Source organism: Sphingomonas sp. A2-49, assembly GCF_025548555.1.
In the GTDB taxonomy this organism is placed as follows: Bacteria; Pseudomonadota; Alphaproteobacteria; order Sphingomonadales; family Sphingomonadaceae; genus Sphingomonas.
In genome coordinates, this window is the sequence record NZ_JAJLPA010000017.1 from 55552 (window position 1) to 79085 (window position 23534).

General features: G+C 67.1%; 20 protein-coding genes and 1 riboswitch. Of the genes, 11 read left to right on the forward strand and 9 right to left on the reverse strand.

Features of this window, described 5'->3' with window-relative positions:
• Positions 1–76 precede the first annotated feature (76 nt).
• Positions 77–421, reverse strand: a complete 345-nt coding sequence (rpoZ, locus tag LPN01_RS13530; RefSeq protein ID WP_262828937.1) for a DNA-directed RNA polymerase subunit omega — start codon at positions 419–421, stop codon at positions 77–79.
• A gap of 137 nt (positions 422–558) precedes the next feature.
• Here rpoZ and LPN01_RS13535 point away from each other — a divergent pair, with 137 nt between their 5' ends.
• Positions 559–1728, forward strand: a complete 1170-nt coding sequence (locus LPN01_RS13535; protein WP_262828939.1) for a phospholipase D-like domain-containing protein — start codon at positions 559–561, stop codon at positions 1726–1728.
• A gap of 40 nt (positions 1729–1768) precedes the next feature.
• Here LPN01_RS13535 and LPN01_RS13540 read toward each other — a convergent pair whose 3' ends face one another.
• Positions 1769–3700 (reverse strand): TonB-dependent receptor plug domain-containing protein, encoded by a 1932-nt coding sequence (locus LPN01_RS13540; RefSeq protein ID WP_262828940.1) that lies wholly within the window; start codon positions 3698–3700, stop codon positions 1769–1771.
• 129 nt (positions 3701–3829) lie between these two features.
• Positions 3830–4040: riboswitch (cobalamin riboswitch) on the reverse strand.
• A gap of 154 nt (positions 4041–4194) precedes the next feature.
• Here LPN01_RS13540 and LPN01_RS13545 point away from each other — a divergent pair.
• Positions 4195–5829 carry a M28 family peptidase gene (locus LPN01_RS13545; RefSeq protein WP_262828941.1) on the forward strand — a complete coding sequence of 545 codons (1635 nt, stop codon included), beginning with the start codon at positions 4195–4197 and terminating at the stop codon, positions 5827–5829.
• A 190-nt stretch (positions 5830–6019) separates the two neighbouring features.
• Here LPN01_RS13545 and LPN01_RS13550 read toward each other — a convergent pair whose 3' ends face one another.
• The 4 genes from LPN01_RS13550 to LPN01_RS13565 form a co-directional block, all read right to left on the reverse strand.
• Complete coding sequence (locus LPN01_RS13550; RefSeq protein ID WP_262828942.1) at positions 6020–6388, reverse strand: hypothetical protein; 369 nt, start codon at positions 6386–6388, stop codon at positions 6020–6022.
• A complete protein-coding gene (locus LPN01_RS13555; protein WP_262828943.1) occupies positions 6388–7239 on the reverse strand; it encodes a metallophosphoesterase family protein in 852 nt (283 codons plus the stop codon). Before LPN01_RS13555 ends, LPN01_RS13550 begins: the two co-directional genes overlap by 1 nt.
• Positions 7236–8045: a hypothetical protein gene (locus LPN01_RS13560; protein ID WP_262828944.1), complete on the reverse strand. Its 810-nt coding sequence runs from the start codon at positions 8043–8045 to the stop codon at positions 7236–7238. Before LPN01_RS13560 ends, LPN01_RS13555 begins: the two co-directional genes overlap by 4 nt.
• Positions 8046–8628: 583 nt before the next feature.
• Entirely contained in the window at positions 8629–9330 is a 702-nt protein-coding gene (locus LPN01_RS13565; RefSeq protein ID WP_410482829.1) for an IS6 family transposase, read from the reverse strand.
• A gap of 248 nt (positions 9331–9578) precedes the next feature.
• On the opposite strand from LPN01_RS13565, the gene LPN01_RS13570 reads away from it, so the two are divergent.
• A complete protein-coding gene (locus LPN01_RS13570; protein WP_262828947.1) occupies positions 9579–11843 on the forward strand; it encodes a WD40/YVTN/BNR-like repeat-containing protein in 2265 nt (754 codons plus the stop codon).
• 96 nt (positions 11844–11939) lie between these two features.
• Here the strand turns inward: LPN01_RS13570 and LPN01_RS13575 are convergent, their stop codons facing one another.
• Positions 11940–12467, reverse strand: a complete 528-nt coding sequence (locus LPN01_RS13575) for a sugar O-acetyltransferase (RefSeq protein WP_316748225.1) — start codon at positions 12465–12467, stop codon at positions 11940–11942.
• Positions 12468–12490: 23 nt separating this feature from the next.
• A complete protein-coding gene (locus tag LPN01_RS13580; RefSeq protein WP_262828948.1) occupies positions 12491–13165 on the reverse strand; it encodes a DUF1349 domain-containing protein in 675 nt (224 codons plus the stop codon).
• An 86-nt stretch (positions 13166–13251) separates the two neighbouring features.
• Between LPN01_RS13580 and LPN01_RS13585 the strand changes: the two genes are divergently transcribed.
• Positions 13252–13800 (forward strand): TetR/AcrR family transcriptional regulator, encoded by a 549-nt coding sequence (locus LPN01_RS13585; RefSeq protein ID WP_262828949.1) that lies wholly within the window; start codon positions 13252–13254, stop codon positions 13798–13800.
• 103 nt (positions 13801–13903) lie between these two features.
• Positions 13904–14938: a LysR family transcriptional regulator gene (locus tag LPN01_RS13590; protein ID WP_262828950.1), complete on the forward strand. Its 1035-nt coding sequence runs from the start codon at positions 13904–13906 to the stop codon at positions 14936–14938.
• On the opposite strand, the gene LPN01_RS13595 is transcribed toward LPN01_RS13590, so the two are convergent.
• A complete protein-coding gene (locus tag LPN01_RS13595; protein ID WP_262828951.1) occupies positions 14898–16148 on the reverse strand; it encodes a cation:dicarboxylate symporter family transporter in 1251 nt (416 codons plus the stop codon). The genes LPN01_RS13590 and LPN01_RS13595 overlap by 41 nt on opposite strands.
• Before the next feature lie 214 nt (positions 16149–16362).
• Between LPN01_RS13595 and LPN01_RS13600 the strand changes: the two genes are divergently transcribed.
• The 6 genes from LPN01_RS13600 to LPN01_RS13625 all read left to right on the forward strand — a co-directional run bounded on the left by LPN01_RS13600 (position 16363) and on the right by LPN01_RS13625 (position 23368).
• Positions 16363–17163: a substrate-binding domain-containing protein gene (locus tag LPN01_RS13600; protein ID WP_262828952.1), complete on the forward strand. Its 801-nt coding sequence runs from the start codon at positions 16363–16365 to the stop codon at positions 17161–17163.
• The gene (locus LPN01_RS13605) at positions 17160–18482 is read left to right on the forward strand and encodes an MFS transporter (RefSeq protein ID WP_262828953.1); all 1323 of its coding nucleotides are present in this window, start codon (positions 17160–17162) and stop codon (positions 18480–18482) included. Before LPN01_RS13600 ends, LPN01_RS13605 begins: the two co-directional genes overlap by 4 nt.
• A 72-nt stretch (positions 18483–18554) precedes the next feature.
• Entirely contained in the window at positions 18555–21524 is a 2970-nt protein-coding gene (locus tag LPN01_RS13610) for a TonB-dependent receptor domain-containing protein (RefSeq protein WP_262828954.1), read from the forward strand.
• A gap of 58 nt (positions 21525–21582) precedes the next feature.
• Positions 21583–21819, forward strand: coding sequence for a hypothetical protein (locus LPN01_RS13615; RefSeq protein WP_262828955.1), 237 nt, complete (start codon positions 21583–21585; stop codon positions 21817–21819).
• Between the two features lie 248 nt (positions 21820–22067).
• Positions 22068–23069: an MFS transporter gene (locus tag LPN01_RS13620; protein ID WP_262828956.1), complete on the forward strand. Its 1002-nt coding sequence runs from the start codon at positions 22068–22070 to the stop codon at positions 23067–23069.
• Positions 23070–23086: 17 nt separating this feature from the next.
• Entirely contained in the window at positions 23087–23368 is a 282-nt protein-coding gene (locus LPN01_RS13625) for a hypothetical protein (RefSeq protein ID WP_262828957.1), read from the forward strand.
• Positions 23369–23534: the final 166 nt, after the last annotated feature.

Sequence of the window (23534 nt, forward strand, 5' to 3'; positions counted from 1 at the left end):
CGCTCGGACCTTTCAGCCCGCTGGCCGGCATGCGGGGGCGACGCGGCTGGGCTGGCGCCAAACCGCTGCGGCATGCTCAGCCGTCGTAGTCGGCGCCGAGGTTCTGGTTGCGCGGCGGCGCCGCGGCGGTGAGGCGCAGCGCTTCGGCGGACGCGGACAGCGAACCGACCGCGTCGACCTCGTCCTCGTCGTCGATGCGGACGCGCTGGAGGCTGTTGACCACCGCCTCTTCGAGGTGATCGGGACGGACCAGTTCGTCGGCGATCTCGCGCAGCGCGACGACCGGGTTCTTGTCGCGGTCGCGATCGAGCAGCAGTTCCGCACCGCCCGAGATCTGACGCGCGCGCTGGGCGGCGAACAGGACCAGGTCGAAGCGGTTGGGGATCTTGTCGACGCAATCCTCGACGGTAACGCGCGCCATGGACGCTTTCCTTCGCAAATACCGATGCAGTGAAGGCGGGGGCCTAGGCAGCGGGCGCGCGAAAGTCAAGAAAATCGGCCATCACCGCGCCAGCCGCACCTTGTGCCGCGGCCGGGCAGCGGCCACAGCGGGCGGCGATGGACGCGCCCGCCCCCCAGCCCACGTTCACGGTCGACGGCAACCGGCTGACGCTGCTCGACACCGGGCCGCGGCGGCTCGATGCGCTGCTGGCGCTGATCGACGGCGCCCGCCACGACCTGCGCATCCTCTATTATATCTATGCCGACGACGAAACCGGCCGCCGTGTCAACGCCGCGCTGATCGCCGCCGCCGGCCGCGGGGTCAGCGCCGCGCTGGTCGTCGACGGCTTCGGCAGCGAAACCGACGAGGCCTTCTACGCGCCGCTACGCGAGGCCGGCGTGTCGGTCTGTCGCTTCTCGCCGCGGTTCGGTCGGCGCTATCTGTTGCGCAACCACCAGAAGCTGGCGCTGGCGGACGCGCAATCGGCGACGCCGCGGATCATCGTCGGCGGCTTCAATGTCGAGGATGATTATTTCGGCACCCCCGCCGACGCCGCATGGCGCGACCTCGGACTGCTGGTCGAGGGGCCGGCGGCGGGGCGGCTGGCGGGCTATTTCGACGCGCTGCACGACTGGGTGATGCAGCCCAAGGGCAAGCTGCGCCGGCTCAACGCCGCGCTGTCGCGCTGGAGCGAAAGCAAGGGGACGACGCGCTGGCTGATCGGCGGCCCGACGCGGCGGCTGTCCCCCTGGGCGCGGACCGTGCGCGACGACATGCGCCGCGGCAAGCGGATCGACATCATCGCCGCCTATTTCACCCCCTCGCCCACCATCCTGCGCCGGCTCGACAAGGCGGGCCGCCGCCGGGCGCGGGTGCGCGTCGTCACCGCGGCGAAGTCCGACAACAATGCGACGATCGCGGCGGCGCGCTTCACCTATGCGGGGCTGCTGCGCAAGGGCGTGCAATTGTTCGAATACCAGCCGACCAAATTGCACACCAAATTGTACGTGATCGACGATGCGGTGCACGTCGGATCGGCGAATTTCGACATGCGCAGCCTATTCATCAACCTCGAACTGATGTTCCGGGTCGAGGATCGCGCCTTCGCCGATCACGTCCGCGGCTATGTCGAGGGCGAGATCGCGCGGTCGCAACCGATCACCCGGGCCTGGTATCGCGAGCATACCGGCGCGGTGCAGCGGGTGCGCCAGTTCTTCGCGTATCTGATGATCGCGGTGGTCGATCCGGGCCTGTCGCGCGGCCTGAACTTCGGCATCGACGAATAGGCCGCGCCGCGCCCTCCTCGGGCGCGGCGCGGCCGGTGGATCAATAGGTTACGCGGATGCCGCCGAACGCGGCGCGGCCCGGCTGGCCATATTGATAGACGGTCTGGTAGCGCGCATCGAACAGGTTCTCGACCCGGCCGTACACTTCGAGATGCGGACCGATCGGCAGCGCGGCACGCACGTCGGCGAGCACATAGCCGTCGAGCCGCCGCGTGTTCGCCGCATTGTCGAAGCTGTCGCCGACCGCGGTGATCGTCGCGCCGGTCGACAGGCTGAACGGCCAGCGATAGTCGGCGTTGACCGACACGCTGTCGCCCGGCCGCCGCGCCAGATCGCGCCCGAACGTCGCGGTGCCGGCCGACCGGTCCTTCGCGTCGAGATAGGTGTAGGCGGCGACGAAGGTCAGCGATTCGACCGGGCGCAGCGTCAGTGCCGCCTCGACGCCCTGCGCCCGCGCGCGCGCGACATTGTCATAGGTGCCGAACGGCCGGCCGGTGCAGATGCCGGTCAGCGGCGTCGCGCAGGAGATGAAGGCGATGAGGTCGCGCGAGGTCCGGGTGAAATAGGTCGCGCTCGCCTCGACCGCGCCGTCGAGCGCCTTCTGCGTGACGCCCGCATCCCATCCGTGCGAGCGTTCGGGGGACAGCAGGCCGTTGCCGTATTCGCTCTGCAACTGGAAGAGCGTCGGCGCCTTGAACCCTTCCGAGTAACTGGCGCGGAATGCGGTCGCGCCGCCGTTGGGCGAATAGACGCCGCTGCCCGACACCGTGGTGGCGCCGCCGAACTGGCTGTGGTCGTCGTGGCGGACGCCGCCGGTCATCGTCAGGCCGGCGACCGGGGTCACGGCGAGCTGGCCATAGACGCTGAAGATCCGCGCGCGGCCGGGATTGCCCGCGGCGCCATCGCTCGCCGTGCGCGACCGCGACACCTCGCGCTCGGCGCCGAAGGTCGCGAACACCGCCGAGGTGATGTCGAACGCGCCCTGATATTCGATCCGGTCGTTGCGGCCGATGCCGCGGAACGTCTCCGCCGGCGTCGCCGTGGGGGTATAGTTGGTGCGATCCGTGTCGGTATGGGCGTAGCCGAACCGGTTGCGGAACCGCCCGTCGAACAGCGCGGCGTTCAATCCGGCATAGCCGATCCACTGTTCGGTATCCCCATAGTCGCGCGTGTCGCCGAAGCTGAACGTTGGGGGGGCGAAACCGTCGAAATCGGTGCGGCCGTTGGCGTAGAAGCCGCGCAGGTCGACCGAGACGTTGCTGGCGAGCGCGATGGCGACGCTGGCGTTGGCGCCATAGCTGCGGAAGCCGTCACGCTCGGTGCCCGGCGCATAGGCCGATATGCCGTCGCTGGTGTAATAGCCGCCGCCGACGCTCGCCGCCACCGGCCCCATCGTGCCCGACACGTTGGCGAACGCCTGTCCGGTGTCGTGCCAGCCGCCCTCGGCGCGGGCGTTGAGGCTAAACCGCTCGGTCGGCTGGCGGGTGATGAGGTTGACGACGCCGCCAATCGCCTGGCTGCCCCACAGCACCGATTGCGCGCCGCGCAGCACCTCGATCCGCGCGATGTTGCCGACCAGCAGCGTGCCGAAGTTGAAGCCGCCCCCGGGCGAGGAGGGATCGTTGAGCTTGATGCCGTCGATCAGCGCCACCGTCTGGTCGCTTTCCGCACCGCGGATGCTGACCCCCGCGGTGGTGCCGACCCCGCCGTTGCGCGAGACGGTGACGCCCGGCGTCTGGCGGAGCAGGTCGGAGACGACCACCGCCTGCCGCTGCACGATCGTCGCGGTGTCGAGGACGGTGACCGCCTGGCCGACGGTCGCGGCCGGCCGCGCCTCGCGGTTCGCGGTCACCAGGATGTCGGCGTCGGCGTCGGCGGCCTGCTCCAGCCCGGCGGTGGATTGCGCGCTCTGCGCCAGTGCGGGCGTGGCCGCGACGAGGCACGGCAGGATCAGATAGCGGTAGGTGTTCACAAGGGGTCCCCTTCGTCTGCTTTGACGGGGACGCGCACGGCGATCGCCGGACCGACAGTCCGTCGCGCACGACCCCAACGACGTCGTCACGCGAGGAAACCCTCGATCGCCCGGAACACCCCGTCCGCACGAAGGACAACCGCGACAGGCAGGTCTCCTGGCTTCCGGGTCGTCGCCTTGCCCGGCCTTCCCGAACCGTCGAAACGGTCCAGTGGCACGCGAACGGAGCAAGGCTCGCCGGTCACAGTTGCGGGGACAGCCCCGGCTTACGAGCGACACGCGCTCGCTTCCGGGTTCCCTTTTCATTCCATCGCTGGAAACCTGTCGCGACCGCGCCCCTAGGCGCAGGCCGGCCCGAACGCAATATCCGTCGGCTTCGGACCCGGCATCGGACGCCATCGCCCCATCCCCGGCCCGCCGCTCCATTCCGCCTCTCGCGCCCGCCCGCCGCAGCCGCTAGCGTCGTCGTCGCCAATCAGGGGAAATGCCGTCCAATGACCCGCCTCGCCGCCCTTCTCGCCGCCCTGCCGCTCGTCGCCGCATCCCCTGCGGCGGACCCGATATCCGCCGATCGCCTGTCCGCCGACGTCAAGGTGCTGGCGTCGGACGCGTTCGGCGGTCGCGCACCGGGCACGCCGGGCGAGACGAAGACGATCGACTGGCTGGTCGCGCAATTCAAGGCCGCGGGGCTGGAGCCGGGCGGCAGCGACGGCGGCTGGACGCAACCGGTGCCGCTGATCCGCACCATGCTGGGGAGCGGCGCGGTCGCCGCGAACGGCATGCCGCTGGCGATCGGGCGGGACGTCTATCTGTCGACCGTCCGCCCCGACGCCCGCGCGGTCGTCGCCCGCGCGCCGCTGGTCTTCGTCGGCTACGGCGTCACCGCGCCCGAACGGCAGTGGGACGATTTCAAGGGCGTCGACCTGAAGGGCAAGGTCGCGGTGTTCCTGGTCAACGATCCCGATTTCGAGGCGGCGGCGGGCGACGATGCCGCGGGACGCTTCGGCGACCGGCGCATGACCTATTACGGGCGCTGGACCTACAAGTTCGAGGAAGCGGCCCGGCGCGGCGCGGTCGCGGCGCTGATCGTCCACGACACGCCGGGGGCGGGCTATGGCTGGGCGACCGTCACCGCGCCGGGCGGCGAGAATTACGATGTCGCCGCACCCGCCGCGCCGCGCCTCGCGATGCAGGGATGGCTGGAAGGTGGGGCGGCGACGCGGCTGTTCGCCGCTGCGGGACTCGATCTTGCACGGCTGCGCGCCGCGGCGCGGCGATCGGACTTCCGCCCCGTCGCGCTCGCCGGCGCGGGCCTGTCCGCCGACCTGCCGGTCACGGTCACGCGTGCGACCAGCCACAACGTGCTCGCCAAGCGCACCGGCCGCGGCCGCCCCGACGAAACCGTGATCTATGGCGCGCATTGGGATGCCTATGGCGAAGGGACGCCCGACGCCGCGGGCCGGCGCATCCGTCCCGGCGCCAACGACGACGCGCTCGGCACCGCCGGCGTGCTGGCGATCGCACGCGCCGCCGCCCGCATGCCCCGGCCCGCCCGTACGCAGGTGTTCGCGCTGTGGACGGGCGAGGAGCGCGGGCTGCTGGGATCGGAAACCTATGCCGCGCATCCCCTGTATCCGGCGGCGAAGACGGTCGCCAACCTGACGCTCGACATCCTCCAGACCGCCGGCCCGGCCCGCGACGTGCTGCTGGTCGGGGCGGGGCAGAATTCGCTCGAAGCCGCGCTGGCCGCCGCCGCGCGCGCGCAGGGGCGCAGCGTGACACCCGAGGCGCTGCCCGAACGCGGCCTGTTCTACCGCGCCGATCACTTCTCGCTCGCGCGGCGCGGCGTCCCGACGCTGTTGCTGATGGCGATCAGCGGCGCGCCCGATCTGGTCGACGGCGGCCGTGCCGCCGGGCAGCGCTGGCTCGACGACTATATGCGCTGCTACCACCAGACCTGCGATGCCTGGTCGGCCGACTGGAACCTCGCCGGCGCGGCCGCGGACGTCGACCTGCTGCGCCGTATCGGCTTCGACCTCGCCGCCGGCACCGCCTGGCCGACGTGGAACGCGGGTTCGGAATTCAGGGCGATCCGCGCGGCCAGCGCCGCCGATCGCGAACGCCGGTAGGGCTGCTCACGAGCGGACGCACCCGCGCATCCGGCGACAGGGTCGAGGAACGCCTCCCGGCGGCGATCAACGCCTCCGGGCGGCATTCATGGCCGGCAAGCGCAGGTCGTCCGGCGGCATGGCGAACCGCCGACGGGCCGGTCGCGGCCGACGGTCGCCCGGGCGCCCATGCGGGGGCGCGCCACGCAACTCAATTGTCGTAATAGCGGCTGGATCGCGGCATGCGGCGCCGCTTGCGGGTGGCGAACGCCCATAACGTCATGCCCACGCCCATCATCACCAGCAGGATCAGCGCGAACATCAGCATGCCCGCATCCGGCACGCCATGCGCGAACACCAGCGCCGCGCCGATCCCGCCGACATAGGCGAGGCAGGCGAGCAGCACGCGGATGCGCTGGCGCGGATCGGGCGCGTCGAACGGCGCAACCATCGCCAGCACGGCCGCGGCGGCGAGCAGCGCGATCGACGTGGCGACGGGCGCGCCCATGACGAAGGCCAGCGCCATCGTCGCCAGCGAGAGCACCGACAGCAGCGATGCGAAAATACGTAGGCGCAACATTACAGGTCTCCCGGACCACCATGGAGCCGTTGGGTCGCCGGCTCCGTCTCCCTCCCCGGGTACAGCCTCGATTGCAAGAAGGCGATACGTTCGCCGTCCAGCCGCACCGCGGTCAGGACGCCGGTCGCATAGGCCCCGGTGTCGATGCCGATGCGGTTGTCCGTGACCTGCGGCGCCTCCGATGTCCAGCTGTGGCCGTGGACGACGACCTTTTCGAAGCGGTGATCCGCCGCGAGGAACTCCTCGCCGATCCACAGGCAGTCCTGATCGTCCTGCCGCGCGAGCGCGACGCCGGGTTTCAGCCCGGCATGCACGAACAGATAGTCCCCGCACGTCGTCCGGATCGGCAGCCCGCGCAGGAACTCCAGATGCGCCGCGGGCATGGCGTCGAGCAGGCGGTCGCGCAGCCGGGACCGATCCTCGTCCGGCGCGGAGACGACGCCGTACGACGCCAGCGTGCGCACGCCATCCTGTTCCAGCCAGGGCTGCGCCAGGTCCGGATGCTCCAGGAATTCCAGCAGCATCGCCTCGTGATTGCCGCGCAGGAACACGACGTCGATCGTCGCATGCCGCGCCAGCCAGACGAGCGCGGCGAGCACCTTCGCGGACTCCGGCCCGCGATCGACATAGTCGCCGCAGAACACCAGCGACACGGCCCGCTCCTCCCCCGCGCGGCCCACGTCGGCGACGATCGCCTCGAGCAGCGCGGCGAGCTGGGCATAGCAGCCGTGGATGTCGCCGATCGCATAGATCACCCTCCCCTCGGTCGAGGCGGCGCGTGCGGAGGGCGCGTGGTCCGGTGCCCAGGCGGCACGGGCGCGGGGGGCGGCGACGGCCGCGTCGCGCGTCATTCGCCCGCATCCCGGCGCAGGTCGTCCAGCGTATCGGCCAGCTGGTCGTAGCGCCGGATCGTCCCGTCGGGATCGTCGCTCGCCAGATCGCGCGCCTGCCGCCAGCGCCGGCTGATCGCGGTGAGGTCGCGATTGGCGACGCCGTCCTGCCGGGCGCGCTCGAACGCGCGCCGCAACCGGCCGTCGGCATTCAGCACGTCCTGATAGATGCACCGGTCCTCCAGGCTTCCGGGTACGCAGCCCGGCAGGATCGTGGCCGTATCGCCGCCGCGCCGTGCCGATGCGGGACGCGCGGCGCGGTCGATGCCGGCGGACGCACGCGTGGCATCGGACGCAATGCGGGCGGGTGCGCGCGGATCGGCCGCCGCACGGGTCGACGCCGTCGCGGCAAGGCCGGGATCCCCGGCTGCCTGCCCGACGGGGTCGGGCACATCGACCGCGAGCGTATCGCCGGCGCCGGCGCCGTCGCCAGCACCGACATCCGGTTCGGCCGGCCCCGCTACGGTTCCCCCGGTCGCCGGCCGCGCCATATCCGATCCCGAGATGCGATAGTCCGCCGGTGTGGCGGACCGCGCGGAGACCATCTGCGGACGCCAGTCGTCGCGCGCATAGGTCACGCCCAGCGCCGTCCCCGCGATCAGCACCAGCACCGGCGCGCCGAACATCAGCCAGCGCGACCGGCGCCGCCCGCCGCCGACGATGACAAGGTCGCGCGACGCGACGGTCGGCGCCGGCCGGTCCGCGAGCGGCCCAAAGATGCGATCCATGTCGGCTGCCACGGATTCCGCCTGCACGTTGATCGACATGGCAAATCGTCCTTCCTGCCGGCCTATTGCCGCGGAAGACTGTATTTCTGCTTAACCGCGGCCGCCGGCGATGCGCGGCACGCGCGGGCTTTCGGGACCGTAGACCTGAAATTCTGCGCGCGCGCGGCGCGGTCATACCGCGTGACGATCGGCCAATCCAGCCGGGGGCCGACCGTTTTCATCGCCGATTAAACGCTCTTCGCGAGCGATCCCTGACGAAGAGGCCGGCGCATCGCCGCGATGGCCACGACGGCGCCATTCGGGACCATCGCAAGGGCCGGCATCGGCAGCTTCGCCGGTCCTGACGCGCCCGGCGCCGAACGATCGCCACCCGACAAACCAGCATGCCGGCCACGGTGCCCGCTAACGCTGCCCGCCTACCACGAGATACAAGTCGTTCGACGAAGCCGAAGGTTCGTTTGATTCGACGGAGCGAACGCTCACATCAACGGCCTGGCCCCGGGGCCTGTATCATTCATACGCGATCGAGATGGCAACTGTCGCAGTATAGACCTCCTGGGTGCTGTCAGTCTAAGGCGAACCGCTCTCCACACGATGCATGTCGGTCTTTAAAGGCAGCGGCCTAGCTCGCGAGGATCTGCCACTCCGCCAGTGCGGCGGAGCGTCGTTCCCGATAGGTTTGGCGATCAATGAGATGACGTTCCAGGCTGAAGTGATTGTGGACGTTGGCGTGAACAGAGGCGAACTTTTGGAGCGTTTTCATTTGCCTGAACCTCAGCATCGCCCGCTCCCGTCGTCGGAACGGCAAGTGGCTGTTTTCCACCCTGTTGTTCGCCCAACGACCGATCTCCTGCCGATCGCGGCAGCCGAGCTCATCCATCGCGGCACCGTAGCTGCGCAGCCCGTCGGTGGTGACGATGTCGGGTGAACCATGGCGCTTCAGCGCCTTCTTCATAAAGGCAAGCGCCGCTCCCTTGTCGCGTGTTCTGGTGACGTAGCTCTCCAGCACCTCGCCTTCGTGATCTACCGCTCGCCATAGGTAGACCATTTCGCCATTCAGCTTCACGTACATCTCGTCGAGGTGCCATCGCCAGTGGCGATATCCCCGCATGCGGCTCACCCGCTGGCGACGGATGTCCCCGGCGAACAAAGGGCCAAACCTGTTCCACCACAGTCGCACCGTCTCGTGACAAATGTCGATACCGCGCTCAAACAGCAGATCCTCTACGTTCCGCAGCGACAGCGGAAAGCGCACGTACATCAGCACTACCAGCCGGATCACCTCGGGCGACGAGTTGAAGCGACGAAATGGGCTAGGCGGCAGCGCCCTCGATTTCCGGCTCATCCGTTATTGATATCAGCCCCCTGCCCCACCTGCCAGGTTGGTTTGACGGCGCCCGGACGGACGTTAACTCGACGATCCGAACCAGTTCAGAGTCGTTATCGAACCACGAATCAGCACCGGAACCGAGGGTTGCGTTTCTGGCGGGAGCTAGGCCGATATGTGAGACGACTCGACTATCCGTCCCGATCCTACCTCGCTAACATGGGCACATCGGAGAAGGTGACCGCGTGAAACTCGTTATTCCGCTGCTCGGACTCGCGGCAGCTTCGCTCGCTGCCGCTCCCACTTTGCATGTTCCCTCCCAACTGCCGTACCAATGGAACAATGTCGTGATTGGAGGCGGCGGGTTCTCGCCCGGAATAGTGTTCAGCGTCGCCGAAAGGAACCTTGCATATTTGCGCACCGATGTGGGTGGCGCCTATCGCTGGGATGCCCGTACGCAGCGCTGGATTGCGCTTCAGGACGGCCAAGCGCAAAACAGCTACATGGGCGTCGAAAGCATCGCGCCGGACCCGGTCGACCCAGACATCATTTACCTCGCCGCGGGCATGTACTTCGGCCAACCTGCGGCGATCATGCGGAGCGCCGATCGCGGCGCTTCCTGGCAGGTCACGTCCGTTCCCTTCAGCATGGGCGGCAACGAGGATGGTCGCGGTCTGGGCGAGCGCCTCGCGATAAACCCGGATCGGCGGACGCACCTGTTCTTCGGATCGCGACACGACGGTCTTTGGATCAGTAAAGACAGTGGCCGGACGTGGCACAAGGTCGACAGCTTTCCGTGGAAAGGGCTCGGCCGTCCCGCCGCGAAACAGACCCATGGCGGCGTCTCCTTCGTGGTCTTCGGCCCGCCGGGCGAAGCCGGCCTTGACCGATCGCGCACCATCTATGTCGGCGTCGCAGACGCAGCGGCGCAACACCTGTACCGCTCGACCGACGCCGGGCGGAGCTGGAGCGCCGTCACTGGCGGTCCGGACGCGAGCATGCTGCCGGTCAAGGCGGCAGTAGACCAACAGGGTGTGCTCTACATCGATTACTGCTCCAACATCGGTCCGAACGGGATCGCGCAAGGTGAGGTTTGGACGTTCGACCCAAGGTCGGGTGGATGGGCGAACATCACGCCTGCGCGCGGTGACGAGGCTGAGGGTGGCTACATGGGGCTTAGTCTCGATCGGCTCCATCCCGGCCGGCTGGCGGTGTCGACGGTCGACCGCTGGAACCATCACGACACTGTCTGGCTGTCGTCTGATGGCGGCGCACACTGGACGAGCCTACGGGAACGAAGTTCACGCGATCTGACGGCCGCCCCTTGGCTCCAATTCGACAAGGGCGGGTTTGGCGGCTGGATCGCCGGTCTGGCGTTCGATCCGTTCGACGGTGCCACGCTTGCCTATGCCACGGGGCTGACGGTGTTCCGAACCAAGCAAGCGGACAAGCCCGACATGGTTTGGCGGCCCTGGGTCGCCGGGATCGAAGAGGCGGTGCCGCTCAGCCTCGTCAGTCCGCCCGAGGGGTCCCACTTGATCTCCGGCATCGGCGACACGCACGGCTTCGTCCACGATCGGCTCGACCGCGCGCCGGAGCGGGCCTTTGCCGATCCCGACCTGCCGCAGACCAACAATGTCGATTATGCCGGCGTGGCGCCCAAGATCATCGTTCGGAGCGCATCAGGCTATTCCCCCGACCCCGAGGGGGCGTCGCTCGGCTGGTCGGAGGATGGAGGCCGCAGCTGGCATAAGATGCTGGCGTCGCCAATCGCGATCGGAACCGCCGCGCCACGGCGGATCGACGCCGATGGCCAGGCACCGATCACTGTTTCGGCGGATGGGAGCACCTTCCTGGTGTCTGGGCTAGTGATGCTCGCCACGGCCGATAGGGGGCGGATCTGGTGGCGACCCAAGGGTTTACCGGAACACACGTATGCGGTCGCCGACAAGGTCGATCCCCTTGCCTGGTACGCGATCGACTATACTGGTGCGCGTATATTCGTCAGTCGTGACGGGGCGAAGACGTTCACGCAGGCACCTGCGCAGGGACTCCCGGCCGGCATTGCCAGCTCGCGCCCGGCGGCACGGGAGTTCCAACCAATGGCGGCGGCAACGCCGGGAGCGGCCGGCGAGCTCTGGCTCATCCTAGGCGGACGCTTCTTCCACACCAGCGACGGTGCCCGAACGTTCGTGGTGTCCACGCCAGTCGATCCGGTGTTGCGTGACATGTATTTTGTGAGCTTCGGTCTCGGCAAGGCGGCACCCGGCGGGCACGTGCCGACCCTCTATGCCTTCGGGGTCACGAAGACGTTTGGCGGGCTGTGGCGCTCGACCGACGCGGGCGTGCGCTGGTTCCGGATTAACGACGACGCGCATCAATGGGGTCTTAGATACCGGGTCATCACCGGCGATCCTCGCCTCTTCGGCCGCGTCTACTTGGCGACCGATGGCCGAGGCATCTTCTACGGAGATCCTTTGCCGCAGCCCGGGCGTGCCAGAGCGCATTAGACCCATTTGCAGACGTTCGTAGGCCCGGTTGCGCTTACCTACTTCGGACACTCATTCATGTTTGCGATAAAGCTGACCCGTATGAGGGGTCGAATACTATTTAAGCCGGCGAGCGGGATTGCCCGCCACGGTCGCGCCATCGGGAACATCGCGCGTCACGACACTGCCCGCGCCGACGATCGCGTTGTCGCCGACGGTGATGCCAGGCAGGATCAGCGCCGCACTTCCGATCCAGACGTTTAGACCGATGGTGACCGACCGCCCGAACTCGAGCATCCGGCCACGCTGAGCCGGATCGCGCGGATGATCGGCGGTGAGGATCTGCACGCCCGGACCGATCTGCGTGCCCGCACCGATCCGCACCGGCACGACGTCGAGCACCGTGCACCCGAAATTGAGAAACACGCCCTCAGCCAGATGAATGTTATAGCCGTAATCACAGTGAAACGGCGGTCGGATCGTCGCACCGCGCCCCGCGTGACCAAGCCCCTCTACCAACAGCGCATGGCGCTCCGCCGCGGTGGCTGTCGATGCCCGGTTGTAGCGGTCGAGCCACACAGTGGCGCGCGCCGCGTCCGCGACGAGTTCCGGATCGTCGGCGACGTAGAGCTGGCCCGCCAGCATCCGCTCCTTCTGCGTCATTGCAATCAACTCAGATCGTGGAGGTCCTTGCCCAACGGGGCTGTGATGCTCAGGTCTGAGAAATGCAGCTCCAGTCCGGCACGTTCGGGCGTGCAGGCCATGGGTCCGACCTGATATGCGGAGGCGATCGGAAAGGGCGCCAGTCTGACCAGCGGCCATGTCTTGCCGTCTGCCGAGACCTGCAACCGCAGGACGCCCTTGGCGACCGTCGCGCGCGTCCAGAAATCTTGTGCGTCGTGCTCGTAGGGGCCGGTTGCCCAGTCGGACTTTCCGTCGGTCAGCACACTGCTAAGCATAGCGCGCCCGTCGGACAACTCGATCCCTGCCTTTACCCAGCGTCGTTCGTCGACCCGCACCATGATGCCGGCCTGATCGTAGAGTTTCTGATATTGGCCACGAATGCGGAGTTGTGCGGTAAACGCGGCAGGTGCCGTAAAGCCGAGGAAATGACCGCTGTCACGGGTGAAGCCGTAATGCGTCTCGCGCCAGAAATCGCTGCCCTTGTCGGTGACGAGCGTCAGGTCCCCGCCGGGTGTGACTTTCCAGACCTGAGGCGCGTTCAGCCAGCGGCCGTCCCGGCGCCCAAGCGCTGATGTTGTCGAGCCCTGCGCAGTTGCGACCCCAGCACTGCCCGCGATCGTTAGCGCCGCAGCACCGCCGATCACCGCCCGCCTGCTCACTCGATCCTCCGTCATAGCCGCTGCATTCCAATCACCTGCCAAGTAATGTACATATGTACACATGCAGAGATCGAGGTAAAGAGGCGATGACCCAACAGTCCCGGCGCAACGATCCGGCACGGCGGCAACGCATCATCGACGCGACCCTGACGGTCATCGCTGATCACGGAACCGCGGCAACCACCCATCGCCGTATCGCGGAGGCGGCGCAGGTGCCGCTCGGCTCGGTCACATATTACTTTGCGACGCTGGAGGACCTGCTCACGGCGGCCTTCTTGCAATTGGCCGCGGACTCCTCGATTACCTTCCGCACGCGCCTGGACACCGCGACGGACCGCGCAGAGGCGTGTGTGGCAGTCGTCGACATCATCGCGAACCAGATTTGGGCGGAACCGCGCACGTTGTTGCTGAGCTACGAACTCTACGCTTTCGCGGCCCGGCACCCACCGGTCAGCGCGGTCATGCAAGATTGGATGGACAGCAGCCGAGGCGCCCTCGGTCGCTTCTTCGACCCGCTAACGGCACGCGCGCTCGACGCGCTGATCGAGGGTATCGGCATCCACAATTCGATCGACCGCGCGCCCCTAGAGCGCGATGCGATCAAGACCATCGTTGAGCGGCTTGCCGGGTGTTAGCCGGTCTGATCCATCAGGGTACCCCAGCGCAAATGGGCGGCGGTCAGGGCCATGCCGATGCATGAAGTAACACTGCCGGATAGCTGCAATCAATGCCCCTTTGATGCGCGCGCCGCCCCAGGCGAATGCGCAGTGCGCTGTCCTGTCGTCAACATCCCAACGATGCGTCGAGATGAGCTGCCTCTTCGAATTACCGCGCTCGCCGAGTAGGGTATCTACTATGGCAGCGATCAATTTCGAACTTTTGGATCTACGGGCGCTCATCGCCGTATCGGACATGCGCAGCTTCCACCGGGCTGCCGAACAGCTCTCGCTGTCGCAGCCCGCGCTTAGCCGGCGAATTCAAAAGCTGGAGCATGCGGTGGGTGCGGCGCTACTCGAACGCAGCAGCCGCAACGTGCGGTTGACCTCGGCGGGGCAGCAGGTACTGCCGCTGCTCCGCCGGATGGTCGAAGAGATCGACGGATCGCTGGTCGGCAGTATGGCCTCGGGCGAGCAGGGTGCAGGTCGGATCACGGTCGCAAGCGTGCCGAGCGCCGCGGTGCGCTTCATGCCCGATGTACTGAAGCGGTTTGGCGACGAATATCGCAAGGTGCGGGTCCGCATCCTCGATCTGTCGGCGAACGAATGCGCCGAAGCAGTACGAACCGGCGACGCCGAATTCGGACTGTCGCTGCCAGTGGCGTCCGATGCCGATCTGTCGTTCGAGCCCCTGATCGATGATCCCTATGGCCTGATCTGCCGCCGCGATCATCCGCTCGCTGCGGTCGAAGGGCTCGGCTGGGCGGATCTGGAAGGGCATCGGCTGGTGACGGTGCATCGCGCGAGCGGAAACCGAACGACGTTGGAGGCAGGCCTCGCCGCAGAGGGCATCCATCTGCAATGGTTCTATGAAGTGACGCGGCTGACCTCGGCCTTGGCGCTGGCCGATGCCGGGCTCGGGCCATCGGTGCTACCGCGGCTGGCGTGCGAGGGGCCGGAGGCGCGCGATCTGATCTGGAGGCCGCTGCGCGATCCGACAATCGTGCGGACGATCGGGCTGCTTCGGCGCCCCGCCGCGCCAATTTCGCCAGCGGCGGCGCGGCTGGTGGCGCTGCTCACGCAGGCGTGGCGGGAGGCGGCGGCAGCACCGGCGTGAGCGTCGCCCCGCCCCAGCGGGCAATCAGCAGCGTCGCGCTGACATTAGCAAGACCGCTCGTCAGCGCGCGCACCGTCGACAGCAGTCGATCGACTGCGATCAGCATCGCCGCCGCCCCGACCGGCACGTCGGGCAGCAACGACAGCGTCAGCAACAGAGCCGAAAACCCACTGCCCGTGACCCCCGCCGCGGTCTTCGACGTCGCCAGCATGACCAGCAGATAGGTCGCGACCTGCGTGGGCGACAGGACGAGGTGCAGCGCCTCCGCCAGAAAAAGCGTTGCGACGATCAGATAGACCGCGGTGCCGGCAAGATTGAGCGTGTAGCCGAGCGGGATGACGATGCCGACGATCGCTGGTGGCGCCCCCAGCGTCTCGAGCTTGCTCATGATCCGCGGCAGCACCACCTCCGACGATGACGTGCCAAGCACGATCAGCAGTTCCTCGCGGAAGTGGCGGAGCAATGCGATCGGTGACACGCCCGCCCAGAGCCGCACCGCGGTCAGCAGGATCGCCAGCAGCAGGATACAGGCCGCCAGCAGCGTCACCGCCAGCATGCCGAGCGAGCCGATGAAGGCGACGCCGTAGGTGCCGACGGTAAAGGCGATCGCCCCGAATGCTCCGATCGGTGCGGCGCGGATCAGGAACGCGAAGATCGCAAATTGCAGCTGTGTCAGCCCGCGAATCGCGCGGGCGATCGGCTCGCCCGCCGGCCCGATGCGCAACAGGCCGAAGCCGACGAGGCCGGCAATGAACAGCACGGGCAGCACGTCGCCGGCTGTAAAGGCGGAGAAAAAGGTATCGGGCACCATCCTCAGCAGGAAATCGCCCGGTCCGTCGATTTGCCGCGCTCCGAGCGCGCGGCCGATGTCGATGTGCGGAGGCACGCTCGGCATGGCAAGGCCGGTGCCGGGACGTAGCAGCCCCGCCACCAGCAACCCGCACAGCAATGCCAGCACGGTGATCGCGAGAAACACGATCAGCGCCCGCGCCACGATCGACCCCGTCTGGCGCGCGCCGCCCTGGGCGACGATGCCGTCAACGATCGTGCAGAACAGGATCGGCGGCACCATCATCCGCATCGCCTTGACGAAGGCGATGCCGAGCGGCGCGAGGCCGACTCCGAATGCGGGCCAGACATGGCCGATCAGGACGCCGGCAACGATACCGACGATCATCTGCACGTAGAGCTGTCGGGCGATCCGCTTCATCCGACCCCTGATGCACAATACGCATCGTCTGCACCGATCATTGCATTTGATGAGAGGTGTTGCAACGGCTCTTATGTCCGTCAAGGCGAAGGCGTCCCCCGCAAGAGACCGCCACGCAGGATGACCGCCCCGACCGGCGGCACAGAGCAGGATGGCGATGACGCAGGCGAACTCTCATACCCCAGGGCGGGCGCGCACGCCGCTGAGTCACCGGTTGATCGGCACGATCAGCGTGCTGATCGTGCCGCTGCTGGTCGGCTGCCAGACGGTGCCCGCCGCGCCTGCCGCCACCGCCCCTGCAGGCCTGACGGTCTTCACCTCAGGCGGGTTCAACGCGGCGTTCGACACGCTGGCCGCATCGTATCGGCTCACCACCGGCACCCCGATCACGATCGCGCATGGCCCCTCGATGGGCGACACGCCCAATGCAATCCCCGCACGGCTCGCGCGGCGCGAACCTGCCGATGTCGTAATCCTCGCACGCTCCGGCCTCGACAAACTGGTCGCCGCCGGCACCGTGGTGCCCGACACCGCGATCGACCTCGGCCTGTCGCGCATCGCTATCGCGGTCCGCGCCGGCACGCCCACCCCCGATATCAGCACACCCGAAGCGTTGCGCGCCACCTTGCTGAAGGCGAAATCGGTCGTTTGGTCGGACAGCGCTAGCGGCGTCTATATCCAGTCGACGTTGCTCGACCGGCTCGGCGTCGCCAATCAGGTCCGTCCCAAGGGCCGGATGATCCCCGCCACACCGGTCGGCGAGGTCGTCGCCCGCGGCGAGGCAGAGATCGGCTTCCAGCAATTGAGCGAATTGAAGCCCGTGAAGGGTATCCGTATCGTCGGCCTGCTGCCCGATGCCCTGCAAAAGGTCACCGCCTTCTCGGGAGGCGTCGTCGCCTATTCGCCGCATCCGGCGCAGGCGCGCGCGCTTCTCACCTATCTTTCCTCACCCCAGGCCGATGCCGCGATCCGCGCAAGCGGGCTCGAGCCGGCACCGCGAAAGGCAATCCGATGATCGCTGACACGGCCGTTCCGGCCGATGGCGTCTCCGCCACTCCCTCCGCGCGCAGATCGTCCGCGTTCAAGTCGATCTTCATCGTCGCCAGCGGAAACTTCCTCGAAATGTTCGATTTCATGGTGTTCGGCTATTACGCTACTTACATCTCCAAAGCGTTCTTTCCGATTGGCAGCGAGTTCGGATCGCTGCTGCTGACGCTGATGACTTTCGGCGCGGGCTTCCTGATGCGCCCGCTGGGCGCGCTGGTGCTCGGCGCCTATGTCGATCGCCACGGCCGTCGCAAGGGCCTGCTCCTCGTGCTCGGGCTGATGGCGATGGGCACGCTCGCGATCGCGATCACGCCGACCTACGAACAAATCGGCCTCGCCGCGCCGCTCATAATCCTCGCTGGGCGCCTCGTGCAGGGCCTGTCGGCTGGCGTCGAGGTCGGCGGCGTGTCGGTCTACCTCAATGAGATCGCACCGCCCCACCGCAAGGGTTTCTTCACCTCGTGGCAGTCGGCGAGCCAGCAGGCCGCGGTCGTCTTCGCCGCCGTCATCGGGCTGATCGTCTCGACCAGTCTCGACGCCGAAACCATGCAGGCCTGGGGCTGGCGCGTGCCGTTCATCATCGGCTGCATCATGATCCCCTTCCTGTTCGTCATTCGCAGCCACGTCGAGGAGACCGAGGCGTTCCTCAACCGCAAGGAGCATCCGAAGGTCGCTCAGATCATGCGCATCATCGGCGCCAATTGGGGCCTGGTGCTGCAAGGCGCGCTGATGGCGGTCATGACCACCGTCTTCTTCTACATGATCACCGCCTACACCCCGACCTTCGGCAGCAAGGTCCTGAACCTCGGCGCGGGCGACAGCCTTTTCGTAACCGCCTGCGTCGGCATCACCAACTTCGTGCTGCTGCCGGTGATGGGGGCGCTGTCAGACCGGATCGGCCGCCGGCCCTTGCTCATCACCGCCACGGTGCTGGGGGCGGTGCTCGCCTATCCGCTGATGAGTTGGCTGGTTGCCGCGCCGAGCTTCGGCAAGCTGCTGACTGTCGAACTGCTGCTCGCCGCCATCTACGCCACCTATAACGGCGCCTTCATCGTCTATCTTACCGAGATCATTCCGGCGCATGTCCGCACCATCGGGTTCAGCCTCGCCTACAGCATGGCGACCGCGATCTTCGGCGGCTTCACGCCGGCGATCAGCACCGCGCTGATCGGCGCGACCGGCGACAAGGCGATCCCCGGCGCCTGGTGCGCTGCCGCCGCGGTGCTGTCGCTGCTCGCGCTGCTGGTCGGCACGTGGGCACAAAAGCGACGCGTGGCGGCGGGCTGACCCGCCGCGTCGCCGACGCCGACCACAGCTTAAAGACACCAACAAAACAACGATACTAAGGGAGAGGAAGCCATGGCTCGCAACAGCCTGAAGACGACACTGGCGTGCGGGGGCGCGATTGCTGCGCTGTCGCTGGCGCTGACCACCGCCGCGGCCGCGCAGCAGAGCCCGGCAAGCAATGCCGAGACGCAGGCGCCGGCGACCGCGCAAGCGAACGACGCGCCGACGCCTGGCGCGCAGGACGCATCGGGCATGCCCAACGCGCCCGCGACCAAGGTCCCCGCCGATCCGGACGCACCGACCGACGCACTAAAGTCCGCCGAGAGCAACGCCCCGGGGGATCAGGCAGATGCCGGCGGCGACATTGTCGTCACCGGCAGTCGCGTTGCCAACGGCTTTCGCACGCCGACCCCGGTGACGATGGCGAGTTCGGAGCAATTGCGCGAAACCGCGCCGACCAACCTCGCCGACGGGCTGAACCAGCTGCCGGTGTTCAGTGGCAGCACCAAGACGTCCAACCCCTCCACCACAAACAGCCGCGGCGGCAGCAGCGGCCAGAACCTGCTCAACCTGCGTGGCCTGGGCGCGCAGCGTACATTGGTGCTGCTCGACGGCCGCCGCCTGCCCGCGACCAACAGCGGCGGATCGGTCGACATCAACATCCTGCCCCAGGGGCTAGTCAGCCGGGTTGACGTCGTCACCGGCGGCGCGTCGGCCGCCTATGGCTCGGACGCGGTGGCGGGCGTCGTCAACTTCGTGCTGGACACCAAGCTGAAGGGGTTCAAGGCCGAGATCCTGGACGGCATCTCGACCCATGGCGACCTCGCCTCGACCGGCGGCTCTCTCGCCTACGGCACGGCGGCGATGGACGACCGGCTGCGCATCGTTGCCGGCGCGGATTATTTCTATCAGAAGGGCCTGCGTGCCGACGAGCGCACGGGACGCGACTGGTTCGACGACAATGCCGGCCAGATCGTCAATCCGGTAAGCGGCGCGCTGCCGCGCAACCTCATCATCCCGTCGATCCGCAGCTCGCTCGGCACCTATGGAGGCCTCATCAGCGCCGGTCCGCTGCGCGGCACGCAGTTCCTCGCGGGCGGCGCGACCAGCGCATTCAACTACGGCACGATCACCGGCACCGCCTTCCAAAGCGGCGGCGACGGGGCCCGCGCGAACATCGGCCTGCAACCGACGCAGGAGCGCTACAACGGCTTCGTCCGCACCGAATTCGAAGCATCGCCCGCCGCTACGATTTTCGTCGAGGGTCTGTACGCCCGCAGCCACACCAACCAGGGCGCGTTCGTCAGCCAGAACGTCGGCAGCGCAGCGGCCTACACGATCTATCGCGACAACGCCTATCTGCCCGCAGCAGTGCGGGCGCGCATGGTCGCCGCCAATATCCAGTCGTTCCAGCTCGGCCGGTTTGAGGGCGAATTGCCACTGGCGGAAAACGAATCGACTATCGACGTCTATCATGGCTCGGTCGGCCTGCGCGGCAGCCTCGGCAGCACGTGGAAATATGACGCGTCGTACAATTACGGTCAGTCCGACCAGGAGCTGCGCTCGAACCATCTGACGATCGCGCGCAACCTGTATGCCGCGGCCGATGCGGTCGTAAACCCAGCGACGGGCCAGATCGTCTGCCGCTCGACGCTCGCCGGCCTCGACCCCGGCTGTACGCCGCGCAACCTGTTCGGACCGCAGGCGGCCAATCAGGCGATCACCGATTACGTGACCGGCGACAACGTCCTCAATCTGCGCCTGCGCCAGCAGGTCGCCTCTGCCAATATCCGCGGCGACTTGGGCGAGACCGTCCAACTGGCCGGGCCGATCGCCGTCGCCGCGGGTCTTGAATTCCGCAAGGAAAGTGCACGGCAGCTTACCGACGCGCTTTCGCCGACCCGGATCGACTTCACTGGCATCCGCGGCGGTCCTTCGGCACTGAATGGGCGTCAGGGGCCGTATCGGTTCTTCAACCCCCTGCCCTTCTCGGGCAAATACGACATCTTCGAACAATATCTCGAAATCGCGGTGCCGGTGCTGAAGGACAGCGCGATCGCCCGCAACCTCGACCTCAACGGTGCGGTGCGTCACGCCCGCTATAGCACATCGGGCAGTGTCGTGACGTGGAAGGCCGGCCTCAGCTGGCAGCTGGTCGACGAACTGCGCCTGCGCGGCACCGTGTCGCGCGACATTCGCGCGCCCAACCTGCTCGAGCTGTACAATCCGGCGACGCAGCTGAATGGCAACGTCGTCTATAACGGGGTAACCACGCCGCAGGTCAATTTCGCAACCGGCAACCCCAACCTGCAGCCCGAAAAGGCGAATACGCTGACCTTCGGCGAGGTCTATCAGCCGTCGTGGCTGCCCGGCTTCCAGGCGTCGATCGATTATTACCGGATCAAGCTGAAGGATGCGATCACCACGCTTGCCGAACAGCGTGTCGTCGACGAATGTGCCGCGGGAAATCAGGTGCAATGCGCCAACATCACGGTGCTCCCGTCGGGAGCGTTGAGCATCCTGCGCCCCAACCTAAATCTCGCGAACCAGACCGTCGCCGGCATCGATTTCGAGCTGAGCTACAAGACGCAGCTGGGTGACGGCGACCTTAATGTCCGGCTGATCGGCAATCACGCCACCCGCAACGATTCCGAAACGCCGGGATCGCCGGTCCGCGAAGGTCTCGGCGAAACGATCACGCCGAAGTGGAGCGGCGTGCTCCAGGCGACCTATTCGGTCGATGCCTTCTCGCTGTTTGTGCAGGAACGCTTCATCAGCGCCGCGAAGCTGGATGCGACCCGCGTCGAAGGAATCGACATCAACGACAATTCCACGCCTGCGGTGTTTTACACCAACGTCACCGGCACCTACAATTTGGCGGTTGGCGGCGGCAAGCAGCAGATCTACGTCTCGATCGCCAATCTATTCGATCGCGTGCCGCCGCTATCGCCGCCGCCGGTTACGACCTTCACCACCGCGGCAAGCAGCGCTTATGACCCGATCGGCCGCTACATCACCGCGGGCGTCCGGATGTCGTTCTGACGGTGACGGGGTCGGACAAGTCGCCCGACCTCGAGCCCCGTCAGCAGGAGGATTTGCGATGAAACAGCCCGCCCCCGAACCGCTGAAGGTCGTGCCGCGCGACATCGTCGAGGCGATGCGCGTCGGCCTCGCCGGTCAGACGAACGCGGCGCTTATGCCGCGCTATGGCATCAGCTACAACACATGGCGCAAGGTACAGGTCGGCGAGGCGATCCGCCGCTCGGTCGCGGAACGGCTCGAACAGCGGCTACGGGATACGGGTTCGGGCGGCATGCAGCGGAGCGCGCATGCCTGATTGCAGAGATGGTGCATGACGTGCTCATTCCTTTGCCGTTTCCTGGGCCGGCATCCCCGCGCTAGGCGTCCAGCGTGATCCCAACCACCCCCCGCAGGAGATTGGCGGAAGCCGGCGCCGACGACGGTGATGCGCTGTCGTTCGGCGGCGGTCCGATCGATACGCCGCCTGCGCCGGGGCCGCGCGGCTACCGCACGGTCGCGCTGGTCGTCGCCTGTGCCCTGTTCATGCAGCAGCTCGACGCGACGGTGCTGACCATCGCCTTGCCGGCAATGGCGCGCGATCTGGGCGTTGCGCCATCGCAGCTCAGCCTTGCGCTCACCTCCTATCTCGTCGCGCTCGCAATGTTCATCCCGGCAAGCGGTTATCTCGCAGACCGCTGGGGGCCACGCACCGTTTTTTGCACAGCAATCGCCACCTTCGTACTGGGGTCGATCGCCTGTGCGCAGGCATGGAGCGTTGCTTCGCTGGTCGCAGCGCGCTTCCTGCAAGGGACCGGCGGCGCGATGATGATGCCAGTCGGCCGCCTCGTCCTGCTGCGCAGCGTCTCACGCGACGATCTCGTCGCGGCGCTGTCGTGGCTGGTCATGCCCGCGCTCGTGGGACCCATCCTCGGGCCACCCATAGGCGGCCTGATCGTGACCTATTTCAACTGGCGATGGATCTTCTACCTCAACGTCCCCTTCGGCATCGCCGGGGTGGCGCTCGCGCTGGTCCTGATCCCTGACGTGCGAGAGGGCGATCGCGAAGCGGTCTTCGACTGGCGGGGCTTCGCGCTGGCGGGAGCGGCGCTGGCGGCGCTGGTATTCGGATTCGAACTGACCACCCGCCCGACCGCGCTGCCGGTGACGGTTGGGCTACTCGGCGCGGGGGCGGTAATGATTATCCTCTACCTCCGCCATGCGCGGCGCGTGCCGCATGCGATCCTCGACCTTAACCTGCTGACGATCCCCAGTTTTCGCATCTCCGTCGTCGCCGGATCGCTGACCCGCATCACACAGGGCGCGCAGCCGTTCCTCTTGCCGCTGATGTTCCAGCTAGGTTTTGGTATCTCGGCGGCGAAGACGGGAACGATCACCCTCGCCAGCGCACTCGGTGCCCTCATCGTTAAGCCGATCGCGCCGGGGCTTATCCGCCGCTTCGGTTATCGCGATCCGTTGCTGATCGTTGTGGTCGTGGCGAGCCTGGGCTATGCATCCTGTGCAATGTTTCGACCCGACTGCCGGTACCGGCGATGTTCGCTATCCTGATGGTGTCTGGGCTGTTTATGTCGCTGCTGTTCACCGGCTACAACGCTCTCGCATTCATCGACGTCGAACGATCGCGAATGAATGCGGCGACAAGCTTTTACGCTACATTCCAGCAATTGAGCCTGTCGGTCGGCATCTGCTTGGCCGCGGTGCTGCTAAGCAGCGCAGAATCAATTTCAAACATCCACGATGCGCATCATCTTGTGCCTTATTCGATCGCCTTCCTCGGCGTGGCCGGGTTGTCGAGTATGGCCGTTGCATCGATCGCACGTCTCCCGCGTGCGGTGGGGCAGCAATAAGCATCGTCTTGCAATTTGTTTTGTGTGCCGTCGACCAGATGCAGACGCCCCGAGCAGCATGATCGGTGCCGGCTTTCGGACGTACGTTCGTACATGATCGACGGAGTTTCCAGGCGAACTTGCATGCATGACGCGCAATCACGTGTCGCCATGGCTACTACGAAAG

Bases quoted from the DNA above. Each gene is read 5' to 3' on its own strand.
- LPN01_RS13575 (WP_316748225.1), bottom strand. From the start codon at position 12,467: ATGCTGGCGGGCCAGCTCTACGTCGCCGACGATCCGGAACTCGTCGCG.
- LPN01_RS13585 (WP_262828949.1), top strand. From the start codon at position 13,252: ATGACCCAACAGTCCCGGCGCAACGATCCGGCACGGCGGCAACGCATC.
- LPN01_RS13560 (WP_262828944.1), bottom strand. From the start codon at position 8,045: ATGTCGATCAACGTGCAGGCGGAATCCGTGGCAGCCGACATGGATCGC.
- LPN01_RS13555 (WP_262828943.1), bottom strand. From the start codon at position 7,239: ATGACGCGCGACGCGGCCGTCGCCGCCCCCCGCGCCCGTGCCGCCTGG.
- LPN01_RS13605 (WP_262828953.1), top strand. From the start codon at position 17,160: ATGATCGCTGACACGGCCGTTCCGGCCGATGGCGTCTCCGCCACTCCC.
- rpoZ (WP_262828937.1), bottom strand. From the start codon at position 421: ATGGCGCGCGTTACCGTCGAGGATTGCGTCGACAAGATCCCCAACCGC.
- LPN01_RS13615 (WP_262828955.1), top strand. From the start codon at position 21,583: ATGAAACAGCCCGCCCCCGAACCGCTGAAGGTCGTGCCGCGCGACATC.
- LPN01_RS13535 (WP_262828939.1), top strand. From the start codon at position 559: ATGGACGCGCCCGCCCCCCAGCCCACGTTCACGGTCGACGGCAACCGG.
- LPN01_RS13625 (WP_262828957.1), top strand. From the start codon at position 23,087: ATGTCGCTGCTGTTCACCGGCTACAACGCTCTCGCATTCATCGACGTC.
- LPN01_RS13610 (WP_262828954.1), top strand. From the start codon at position 18,555: ATGGCTCGCAACAGCCTGAAGACGACACTGGCGTGCGGGGGCGCGATT.
- LPN01_RS13595 (WP_262828951.1), bottom strand. From the start codon at position 16,148: ATGAAGCGGATCGCCCGACAGCTCTACGTGCAGATGATCGTCGGTATC.
- LPN01_RS13590 (WP_262828950.1), top strand. From the start codon at position 13,904: ATGCGCGCGCCGCCCCAGGCGAATGCGCAGTGCGCTGTCCTGTCGTCA.
- LPN01_RS13545 (WP_262828941.1), top strand. From the start codon at position 4,195: ATGACCCGCCTCGCCGCCCTTCTCGCCGCCCTGCCGCTCGTCGCCGCA.
- LPN01_RS13550 (WP_262828942.1), bottom strand. From the start codon at position 6,388: ATGTTGCGCCTACGTATTTTCGCATCGCTGCTGTCGGTGCTCTCGCTG.